The organism is Streptomyces zinciresistens K42 (assembly GCF_000225525.1).
GTDB lineage: Bacteria > Actinomycetota > Actinomycetes > Streptomycetales > Streptomycetaceae > Streptomyces > Streptomyces zinciresistens.
Genome location: NZ_AGBF01000217.1, coordinates 1 through 10,183, shown reverse-complemented (window position 1 = coordinate 10,183; position 10,183 = coordinate 1). Strand labels below are relative to the sequence as shown.

Below are 10,183 nucleotides of genomic sequence, written 5' to 3'. Positions count from 1 at the left end.
GGCACCGGGGCCTCCTGTTGCTCTATGGATTCGACACCCACGAGCTGTTCAGGAGGCCCCTTCCTCATGCCCTCACCACCGCAGAATCACCCGACCGGGAACCCGCGTTCGACCGCCACCGCTCAAGATCGAAAAGACAACAGCTTCTGAGCGGCCACGGCTCCCTGCCCAGTCGGGTGACCGTCTCCGTGCTGGCCACCTCCTACCAGCCTCGGTAACCACGGGCGGGCGGATACGCCTGCTGAACCGACAAACCAAGAGGCGCGCCTGGCGCCCCACCTTCCTGGCAAAATAGGGCAAGGTGGGGCGTCCGTCCGCAGGCCGTCGTGATCTCCCAGGCCATCCGACAACCGGAGCGGTGGGCACTGCCCTCGCGGGCAGGTGGCTCTGGTGGGCTGGTTGCTGCGCAGATCAGCCGGGACCCGTTCACTTCACACTGCAGACCCGGTGGGAAATCGCAGATATACCGGGAACGGACAACAACGTGCTCAGGCTCACAAACCCCCTACAGGTGGCGTGGCGCACTATTGCAAGCGGGTGCTTGCAATAGTTAGCGTGTGTGCGGCAAGGTGGGGGCATGGGAACGCTCAACGTCGGCAACCTCGGTGACTATCTGCGCGAGCAGCGGCGCAACGCCCAGCTGTCGCTGCGGCAGCTCGCCGACGCCGCCGGGGTGTCCAACCCGTATCTGAGCCAGATCGAGCGCGGGCTGCGCAAGCCCAGCGCGGAGGTGCTCCAGCAGGTCGCCAAGGCGCTGCGGATCTCCGCGGAGACGCTGTACGTACGGGCGGGCATCCTCGACGCCGAGCGCGACCGGGACGAGGTGGAGACGCGCGCCGTCATCCTCGCCGATCCCACGCTGAACGAGCGGCAGAAGCAGGTGCTGCTCCAGATCTACGAATCCTTCCGCAAGGAGAACGGGTTCGGGATACCCCCCGAGGCGGACGGCGTCGCGGCGCCGGTCTCCCCGCCCGGCGACGAGACCGGCGTACGCCCCGCCCGCACGACCCGCACCACGGCGGAAGACGCGCGCGAGCCCGCCGCGCGCCGCACCCGAACGACTCGCACCACCCGAACGACTCGCACCACCGGTACGTCCGACGGCAGTGACGCCGACCCGGAGAATCCGGCCGATCCGCAGCAGCCGGCCGGCTGAGCGGCCACCGCCGCGCGCGTGACGCGTGCCGGCGGGTGGCCGCCAGCCGTCCGACCGCGGGCCGGGACACCCACCCTCACCCGAAACCAACCCGGGAGGACCATCACCATGGCCATCAGCGACGACCTGCGTAAGACCCTCAGTGACCCGACCCCCCTCTACTTCGCCGCCGGTACCGCCGACCTCGCCCTGCAGCAGGCCAAGAAGGTGCCGGGTCTGGTGGAGCAGCTGCGCTCCGAGGCGCCCGCCCGCTTCGAGGCCGTGCGCGGCACCGACCCGAAGGCCGTCCAGGAGAAGGCCACGGCGCGCGCCAAGGAGGCGGGCGCCCGTGCCAAGGAGGCTCAAGAGACCTTCCAGGACCGGGTCAACGAGTTCGTGACCAGCCTGGACGCGGACTTCAAGAAGCTGGGCAGCAACTTCGACGCCGACCTGAAGAAGTTCGGCGAGAGCGCCCAGGACTTCGCGCTGCGCTCCATCGGGGTCGCCGCCGAGTACGCGGTCAAGGCCCGGGAGACCTACGAGAAGGTCGCCGAGCACGGCGAGCAGGCCGTACGGACCTGGCGCGGCGAGGCCGCCGAGGAGATCGAGGAACTCGCCATCGCGGTCGAGCCCAACACCGAGCCGGCCGAGGCCAAGCAGCCCGCGCCCGCCCCGGCCAAGCCCACCGTTCCGAAGCCGGCCGCCGCCGAGGCCGCCGCGCCGAAGAAGACCCCGGCCAAGAAGGCCCCGGCGCGCAAGCCGGCCGCGAAGAAGACGACGCCGCCCGCCAAGTGACGCGGACGGCCGCCCCACCCCATGACCCGCACGGGTGAAAAAGAGCAGTGGATCACGGGCCGGGCACTCGACGCGTGCCCGGCCCGTTGTTCGGGTAGCCGTCCCGTTGATGCGGGTACGGTGACCGCGTGGACACGAGTCGAATCGGGTGGTGGACGTTGTGCTGATGCAGGGCTTCGCTGGGTTCATGTGGCTGCTGAGCGTGGCCCTGATCCTCTTCAGCGGCTTCGCGCTGATCGACGCCGCCGTGCGCCGTGAGGACGCCTACCGCGCGGCGGACAAGCAGACCAAGCCGTTCTGGCTGATCATCCTGGGGCTCGCCTTCGTGGTGAACCTCATCTTCAACATCCTGTCGTTCCTGCCGATCATCGGCCTCATCGCGACGATCGTGTACATGGTCGACGTCCGCCCCGCCATCAAGAGCCTCCCCGGCGGAGGCCGCGCCGGAAAGGGCTCCAGCAGCGACGGCCCCTACGGCCCCTGGAACGGCGGCCGCTGACCCGGGCCCCGCAGCCACGACCGAGCCAGGCAACACCGTCACGGAAGCCCGCACGCCCCGCCCCGCCGACCGGCGCCATCCCGCGAGGCCCGCCGCGGGCGCCCCGCCTCAGAACCCCCGGTCCAACAACAGCACCGCCACGTCATCCGTCAGCTCCCCGCCATTGAGATCCCGCACCTCACTGACGGCCGCCCGCAGCAGCGCCTCCCCCCGCAACCCCTCCGACAGCTGGCGCCGGACCATCGACACCATCCCGTCCTGCCCGAGCCGTTCACGCCCCTCGCCGACCCGGCCCTCGATCAGCCCGTCGGTGTAGAGCATCAGACTCCACTCCGCCCCCAGCTCCACCTGCATCCGAGGCCAGCGCGCCCCGGGCAGCAGCCCGAGCGCCGGTCCGTTGTTGTCGTACGGCAGCAGCCGGGCCGCCCGCCCCGGCCGGGCGAGCAGCGGTGAGGGATGACCGGCCAGACACAGCCCGGCCCGCCGCCCGTCCGGCGCGATATCGACCGTGCACAGCGTCGCGAAGATCTCGTCGTCGGACCGCTCGTGCTCCAGCACCTGCTCCAGGGTGTTCAGCAGCTCGTCCCCGCACAGCCCGGCCAGCGTCAGCGCCCGCCAGGCGATGCGCAGCTCCACACCGAGCGCCGCCTCGTCGGGCCCGTGCCCGCAGACGTCGCCGATCATGGCGTGCACGGTGCCGTCGGCGGTGCGGACGACGTCGTAGAAGTCACCGCCCAGCAGGGCGCGCGAACGGCCCGGACGGTAGCGCGCGGCGAACCGCAGCGACGAACCCTCCAGCAGCGGCGTCGGCAGCAGACCGCGCTCCAGCCGGCGGTTCTCCTGGGCCCGCAGCCGGCCCTCGGCCAGCCGCCGCTCAGCCGTGTCGGAACGTTTCCTCTCCACGGCGTACCGGATCGCGCGGCTCAGCAGCCGCCCGTCCAGTTCGTCCCGGAAGAGATAGTCCTGGGCGCCCACCCGCACGGCCTGCGCACCGCGCTCGGCGTCGCCGGAGGCGGTCAGGGCCAGCACGGCGTGCCGGGGCGCGAGCTCCAGGATGTGCTTGAGCACACCGAGCTCGTCCTCGTCACCGGCGTGGGCGCCGGGCGCGGGCAGCGCGAGGTCCAGCAGGATGCAGTGCACGTCGTCCGTGAGCAGCCGCTCGGCCTCGGTGAGGTTGCGGGCGGTGCGCACACGGATCGGCTTGCCAGCCGGGTCGAGCATCTCCGGCACGACCGCGGAGCCGCCGGGATCGTCCTCGATCAGCAGCAGCGTGAGATGGGTGTGCGTGGTGTTCTCGACCGTCTGCTCCTTGCGCGGGGCCTCTTCCCTGGAAGAGGAGCCGCCGCTCGCGGACGCGGCCTGCGCCAGACCAGTCTCCACGGCCGGGATCGCTCTCTGCCGCGGTACGGGTACGGGCATTCTCGTGAGTTCCTTCCCTCCCCCCGAGGGCATGGCGGACGCGAGGGGCCTCGATCCACCGACGGGGACCATAGCGGGTGTCGGCGCCGCAGCGGAATGGCGCGGAGCACCCGGGGTGGCCGCTGGCCAATGTCATATGCCGCGTTCCCTACCGCAGTTGGACAGGGTGACGGCGGGGGAGGGATGACGAACGTCACGTCGGTGTGCCCGGCGCCCGGGTGCCGCGTGGGGTGGGTCACGTGGCGGTGGTCACCGCCGGCGGGCGACAAGACCCCTTGAAAGCTCACGCATCGGGTCGAACCACTCCGAGGATCGGCATGGAGCCGGCCCCGGCGATCGACACCGTTCGCCCGGGACGCGGGGACTGGATGACGGTGCCGTCGCCGATGTACAGGGCGATGTGGCTGGCGTCCTTGTTGTAGACGATGAGGTCGCCGGGGCGCATGTCCCTGACCGGGATGCGCTTCAACTGCTTCCACTGCTCCTGCGAGGTCCGCGGAATCCCGCGCCCGGCGCTCGCCCACGCCTTCGAGGTGAGCCCCGAGCAGTCGTACGAGCCGGGCCCCTCGGCGCCCCATTCGTACGGTTTGCCCAGTTGGGCGGTGGCGAACTCGACGGCCTTGCGGCCCTGCGCGGACGCCTTGGTCTTCAGGTCCTTGAGGACGCCGGAGTCCAGCCACTCGGTCTGCGCCTCGTAGGCGGCGGCCTCCTCCAGTTCGGCGAGGCGCTCCCGCTCCTTCTTCCGCAGCCCGGACTGGATCTCCTCGGCCGCCTTGATCCGCTTCTCGATCTTCTTCCGGGCGGCGGCCCTGTCCTTGCGGCCCGCCTCCAGCCGTCGCCACCGGGCCGAGGCGTCGTCGGCGTACTGCTCCAAGTCCTGCTGGGTGCGGGTCAGTTCCGCGAGCAGCCCCCTGGTCGCCCGCTGACCCTGGAGCAGCCGCCCGGCGCCGTCGAGGAATCCCTGCGGGTCGTCGCCGAGCATCAGATGGGCCTCGGGGGGCATCCCGCCCGAGCGGTACTGCGCGGCGGCCGCGGACCCGGCTCGCTTCTTCAGCTCGGCCAGGCGCTCCTGGCCTTTGACGATCTTCTTCGCCAGCGCCACGATCTCGGCGGACTGCTTCCGCGCCGCCTCCTCGGCGGCGTTGTACTCGTCGGTGGCGACGGCGGCGGAGTCGTAGAGCCCGTCCAGCTTCGCGCGGACGGCCTCCAGCTCCTGGTCCGGGACGGGTGCGGACGCCCCCGGTGAACTCGGTGAACTCGGTGAATTCGGGCGACTCGGTGAACTCGGGGAATTCGGGGAAGGGGAGGGCGCCGCGAACGCCGGCGCCGCCACAACGGTGACCGCGCACACGACGGCCACGGCCGCCGTGATCAGGCCGCGCTTGCCCGAGCCCATACCCGTGCCCCCCAACTGATGTCCCGTCAGTGACGTACGAGCGTCCGGGGATCGTGCCACGACGGCGCGCAGAACGACAGAGGCCCGCCCGCCCCCGCCCGGCGACGTTCTCCCGCATCTGTGACGAACGGCTCACGGAGATCGTTCCCCGCGGCTCAGCCCGGGAAAGCCCGCCCCCGGGGCGCCAAAGCCTCCCAGCGCACGGTCACTTCGCCCTGCCGCCACCGCCCCGGCCCGTCCGTCACGGGCCAGTCCGCCGCGAGGTGCCGTACCGCCCGGATCCAGCGCTGACGCGCGCCGTAGGAGGCGTAGGGCGCCGACGCGGCCCATGCCTGATCGAAGTCCCGCAGAAAGGCATGAACGGCCTCCCCCGGAACATTCCGGTGGATCAGCGCCTTCGGCAGCCGCTCGGCGAGATCCGACGGCCGCTCCAGCGACCCCAGCCGCGCGGCGAAGGTGACCGTGCGCGGCCCCTCCGGGCCCAGTGCGACCCACACATGCCGGCGCCCGATCTCGTCGCAGGTCCCCTCGACCAGCAGCCCGCCCCGGCCCCCGGACGCCGGATCGGCCGGCGCGAGCCGGGCGCACAGCCGTTCCCAGACCCCGGCGACCTCGTCCTCGTCGTACTGCCGCAGCACGTTGGCCGCCCGCACCAGCACCGGCCGCCCGGCCACCGGCACTTCGAACCCGCCGTGCCGGAAGACGAGCCCGTCCCGCTCGTACGGCCGCGCGGCGGCGACCCGGCCCGGCTCGATCTCGACCCCGACCACCCGCACACGAGGAGCCGCGGACCGCAGCCGCCCGAGCAGTTCCACGGCCGTCCAGGGGGCGGCGCCGTATCCGAGGTCCACGGCGACCGGCTCGGCGGCGCACCGCAGTTCGCGGCCCAGGGCATGGGCGATCCAGCGGTCCATCCGCCGCAGCCGGTTGGGGTTGGTGGTCCCACGCGTCACCGTTCCCACGGGACGAGCGGCGGCACGGCCTGTCATACCCCCGAGCGTATGCGCAGGGCCCGCCGGCACCCCGCACCCGCCCACGGCGGGACGGGAGCACTCCGAACGCGCCTGCGCACCCCGTCCGCCCCTCCTCGAAGCCCCCCAGGCGCCCCCCCACGCATCCCCATCTCGAACGGTTGAGCGACCGCCGGTAATGCCTCGGCAAAAACCACCCCACCAGGAATGGGAACCCCTTCCTCCGGCGTTGCACCGCCTTGGAGGGCGCTCAACCCTCTGTCCGGCATGCCCGCAGCCAAGGAGGAACGCCACGTGAGCCAGTACGTCAGCAGGCTCGGGCGTCGCTCCGCGTCGGCCCCCTCGCGACTCAGGCTCCACCGCCGCCCCCGCCGCGTAGCCATGCTCTCCGTCCACACCTCACCGCTCCACCAGCCCGGCACCGGCGACGCCGGCGGCATGAACGTCTACATCGTGGAGCTCGCGCAGCGCCTCGCCGCGATCAACATCGAGGTCGAGATCTTCACACGCACCACCGCCGCCGACCTCCCCCCGGTGGTCGAACTGGCGCCCGGCGTCCTGGTCCGCCACATCGACGCGGGCCCCTACGAGGGCCTGAACAAGGAGGACCTCCCCGCCCAGCTGTGCGCGTTCACGCACGGCGTGATGCAGGCGTGGGCCGGCCACCGCCCCGGCCACTACGACCTCGTCCACTCCCACTACTGGCTCTCCGGCCACGTCGGCTGGCTCGCCGCCCAGCGCTGGGGCGCCCCCCTGGTGCACGCCATGCACACCATGGCCAAGGTCAAGAACGCCAACCTGGCCGACGGCGACACCCCCGAGCCCGCCGCCCGCGTCATCGGCGAGACCCAGATCGTCGCCGCCGCGGACCGCCTCATCGCCAACACGGAGGAGGAGGCCGAGGAACTCGTACGGCACTACGCCGCCGACCCCGGCAAGGTGGCCGTGGTCCACCCCGGCGTGAACCTCGCCCGCTTCGCCCCCGCGGACGGCCGCGCCGCCGCCCGCGCCCGCCTCGGGCTCCCGCAGGACGCGCTGATCCCGCTGTTCGCCGGCCGCATCCAGCCCCTGAAGGCCCCCGACATCCTGCTGCGCGCGGTGGCGGTCCTGCTGGACGAGCGCCCCGAGCTGCGCTCCCGCGTCCTCGTCCCGGTCGTCGGCGGCCCCAGCGGCAGCGGCATGGCCAAGCCCGAGGGCCTTCAGAAGCTGGCGGCCCGCCTGGGCGTCGCGGACGTCGTACGGTTCCGTCCGCCCGTCGGCCAGGAGCAGCTCGCGGACTGGTTCCGCGCGGCGTCGGTGCTGGTCATGCCGTCGTACAGCGAGTCCTTCGGCCTGGTCGCCATCGAGGCGCAGGCGGCCGGCACCCCGGTCCTCGCGGCGGCGGTCGGCGGCCTGCCGGTGGCGGTGCGGCACGGCCGTACGGGGTTCCTGGTCCAGGGCCACAACCCCGCCGCGTACGCGCGCGTGCTGCGCGACTTCGCCGACGACCCGTATCTGACGCCGCGCATGGGCGAGGCCGCGGCCCGGCACGCCCAGTCCTTCGGCTGGGACACCGCGGCCGCCGCCACGGCCGACGTCTACACGGCGGCGGCCCAGGCGCACCGCCGTCACGTACGCTCCCACCATGGCTGACGCACAGAAGGCGGCGCAGGTCGTCGAGGGAGCCCTGAAGGAAGCCGAGCTGGAGTGGGAGAGCACCGCCCCCGGCAGCTACGTCGTCAAGCTTCCCGGCTCCCGCAAGCTGTCGACCACGGTCTCCGTGATCGTGGGCCGCCACTCCCTCTCGCTGAACGCCTTCGTCATCCGCCACCCCGACGAGAACGAGACCGGCGTCCACCGCTGGCTCCTGGAGCGCAACCTCAAGCTCTACGCCGTGAGTTACGCCGTGGACCGACTCGGCGACATCTACGTCACCGCCCGCCTCCCGCTCGCCGCCGTGACCGCCGACGAGATCGACCGCATCCTGGGCCAGGTCCTGGAGGCGGCGGACGGCGCCTTCAACACCCTTCTGGAGCTGGGCTTCGCCTCCGCGATCCGCAAGGAGTACGAGTGGCGCGTCGCGCGCGGTGAGTCCACCCGCAACCTGGACGCGTTCAGCCATCTGACCAAACGGTCCGCGGACTGACGAAAGACCGCACCAGAGAGCGCCAGAGAGCACCGGAGAGCGCCAGAGACCGCAACAGGCGGCCCTCGCGCACCCTTTCCCGCCGTGGGGTCCCGTGGCATGCCCACCGACGCACTTCCGAACGTTGTTCACATCCTTGTTCGGCGCCCGCTTCACCCCCTGGAACATCCGGGTCGCCGACGGCCGCGCGGGCACGGTCCGCCTCGACGGCCTGGCCCCGCACTCCGCCACCGTCGGCGTCAGCGAGGTCGGGGAGTTCGGCCGGATCGACTTCCCCGACTTCACCGGCGCCCCGCGCTCCCGCCCGGAGCTGTACGGCACCGCGGACGCCGTGCGCCCGCGCAACCTGTACGGCGCTCAGCGCGCGCTGCCGCGGTAGCGGCCCGGCGGCACCCCGACCAACCTGCGGAAGTGCCGGGTGAGATGGGACTGGTCGTAGAAGCCGGTCGCGGCGGCGACATCCGCCGGCGGCCGGCCCGCGAGCAGCAGCCCCCGGGCCCGGTCGACGCGGCGGGACATCAGGTACTGGTGCGGGGCGATGCCGTACGCGGCGCTGAACGCCCGTACGAGATGGGCGGGATGCGCCTGCACCAGGGCCGCGGCCTCGTCGAGCGCGATGCCCGTGAGGACGCGCTCGTCCAGGAGTTCGCGCAGCCGCCGGGCGAGGCCGGGGTCACGGGCCGGTGCGCCGCCGGGCGTGCGGGGGCGCAGATGCGCGCGGAGCCGCTCGCCGACGAGGGTCAGCCTGCTGTCCGCCTCCAGCTCGTCGCCGGGCCGCCGCAGGGCGGCGTGCACCTGGCCGACGCGCCGGCGCAGCACGGGGTCGCGCAGATCGGGGGAGTCCACCGCGGGTCCGATGAGATCGTCGCCGAGCCGGGTGGCGTCCAGGTACAGGACGCGTTTGCGGAAGCCGTGCGGGGTGGCGGGGGAGCCGTTGTGCGGGACGTGCGGCGGCAGCAGGGAGACCGTGTCGTGCGGGGTGCCGTGCTCGTGCCGGTCGAGGTCGTAGCGTACGGCTCCGTCGTCGACGATGAGCAGCGTCCACGCCTCGTGGACGTGCATCGGGTACGCGTACGCGGTGAAGCGGGCGTGGAAGACCTCCGTGACCCCCGGGACGCGGGGACGCCACGCGGTGACTTCCTCGCGGGTGCCCATGCAAAGAACGTACAAGACCGGACCGCGAGCCGGCCGCCAGTCTCGGTGCATGAACCGTGAAGCACCCGAAGCACCCGAAGCACCCGAAGCACGGGAAGCACCGGCTGCACCCGCATCCGCGCCCCTCCGCTTCGACACGAAGATCGCCGTCCTGCTGCGCGAGGACCTGGAGACCTGGCAGCGGCTGAACGTGACGGCGTTCCTGGTCAGCGGCCTGGGCACGCAGGCCGCCGAGGTGATCGGCGACCCCTACGAGGACGCGGACGGGGTCCCCTACCTGCCGATGTTCCGCCAGCCGGTACTGGTCTTCGAGGGCGCGAAGGAGACGCTGACGACGGCCCACGCGCGCGTGCTCGCCCGCGCCCTCCCGCGCGCGGTGTTCACCTCGGACCTCTTCGCCACGGGCAACGACCGCGACAACCGGGCGGCGGTGCGGGCCGTGGGCACGGGCGGGCTGGATCTCGTGGGACTGGCCGTGTACGGGCCGCGCAACGCGGTGGACAAGGTGCTGAAGGGGGCCCGGATGCACCCGTAGCGCGCCCCGCCCGCGCGGTCAGGCGGGGGCGGCCCCGGAGGCGGCGCGGCCGTCGCCCGGGGACTCGGACCCGGCGTCGGCGGGCCCCTTGGCCAGGACGCCGGCGGGGACCGCGGCGGGGGTTCCGGCGCCGGCCGGGACCGCGGCGGGCGT

The 10,183-nt window shown here is 72.7% G+C and carries 10 protein-coding genes and 1 pseudogene; 7 read left to right on the top strand and 4 right to left on the bottom strand.

The window, feature by feature from the left end; genetic code table 11:
* Positions 1 to 577 precede the first annotated feature (577 nt).
* The 3 genes from SZN_RS31945 (at position 578) to SZN_RS31935 (ending at position 2,429) form a co-directional block, all read left to right on the top strand.
* A complete protein-coding gene (locus tag SZN_RS31945; protein WP_007503182.1) occupies positions 578 to 1,156 on the top strand; it encodes a helix-turn-helix domain-containing protein in 579 nt (192 codons plus the stop codon).
* A 108-nt stretch (positions 1,157 to 1,264) separates the two neighbouring features.
* Entirely contained in the window at positions 1,265 to 1,930 is a 666-nt protein-coding gene (locus tag SZN_RS31940; protein ID WP_007503181.1) for a hypothetical protein, read from the top strand.
* Positions 1,931 to 2,096: 166 nt separating this feature from the next.
* Entirely contained in the window at positions 2,097 to 2,429 is a 333-nt protein-coding gene (locus SZN_RS31935; RefSeq protein WP_208865882.1) for a DUF2516 family protein, read from the top strand.
* 108 nt (positions 2,430 to 2,537) lie between these two features.
* Here the strand turns inward: SZN_RS31935 and SZN_RS31930 are convergent, their stop codons facing one another.
* The 3 genes from SZN_RS31930 to SZN_RS31920 all read right to left on the bottom strand — a co-directional run bounded on the left by SZN_RS31930 (position 2,538) and on the right by SZN_RS31920 (position 6,206).
* Positions 2,538 to 3,848: a PP2C family protein-serine/threonine phosphatase gene (locus SZN_RS31930; protein ID WP_007503179.1), complete on the bottom strand. Its 1,311-nt coding sequence runs from the start codon at positions 3,846 to 3,848 to the stop codon at positions 2,538 to 2,540.
* 283 nt (positions 3,849 to 4,131) lie between these two features.
* A complete protein-coding gene (locus SZN_RS31925; protein ID WP_007503177.1) occupies positions 4,132 to 5,244 on the bottom strand; it encodes a C40 family peptidase in 1,113 nt (370 codons plus the stop codon).
* A 155-nt stretch (positions 5,245 to 5,399) separates the two neighbouring features.
* On the bottom strand, positions 5,400 to 6,206 hold the full coding sequence (locus SZN_RS31920) for a hypothetical protein (RefSeq protein WP_007503175.1): 807 nt from the start codon (positions 6,204 to 6,206) through the stop codon (positions 5,400 to 5,402).
* A 303-nt stretch (positions 6,207 to 6,509) separates the two neighbouring features.
* Here SZN_RS31920 and mshA point away from each other — a divergent pair, with 303 nt between their 5' ends.
* The 3 genes and pseudogenes from mshA to SZN_RS31905 form a co-directional block, all read left to right on the top strand.
* The gene (gene mshA, locus SZN_RS31915; protein ID WP_043734184.1) at positions 6,510 to 7,847 is read left to right on the top strand and encodes a D-inositol-3-phosphate glycosyltransferase; all 1,338 of its coding nucleotides are present in this window, start codon (positions 6,510 to 6,512) and stop codon (positions 7,845 to 7,847) included.
* A complete protein-coding gene (locus tag SZN_RS31910) occupies positions 7,840 to 8,340 on the top strand; it encodes a type III secretion system chaperone family protein (protein ID WP_007503171.1) in 501 nt (166 codons plus the stop codon). Before mshA ends, SZN_RS31910 begins: the two co-directional genes overlap by 8 nt.
* Before the next feature lie 136 nt (positions 8,341 to 8,476).
* A pseudogene (locus SZN_RS31905) lies at positions 8,477 to 8,719 on the top strand (hypothetical protein); the annotation flags it as partial.
* Here the strand turns inward: SZN_RS31905 and SZN_RS31900 are convergent.
* A complete protein-coding gene (locus tag SZN_RS31900) occupies positions 8,698 to 9,495 on the bottom strand; it encodes a helix-turn-helix transcriptional regulator (protein ID WP_007503168.1) in 798 nt (265 codons plus the stop codon). The pseudogene SZN_RS31905 and the gene SZN_RS31900 overlap by 22 nt on opposite strands.
* A gap of 49 nt (positions 9,496 to 9,544) precedes the next feature.
* On the opposite strand from SZN_RS31900, the gene SZN_RS31895 reads away from it, so the two are divergent.
* Positions 9,545 to 10,030 carry a DUF2000 domain-containing protein gene (locus tag SZN_RS31895; protein WP_007503165.1) on the top strand — a complete coding sequence of 162 codons (486 nt, stop codon included), beginning with the start codon at positions 9,545 to 9,547 and terminating at the stop codon, positions 10,028 to 10,030.
* Positions 10,031 to 10,183 lie beyond the last annotated feature (153 nt).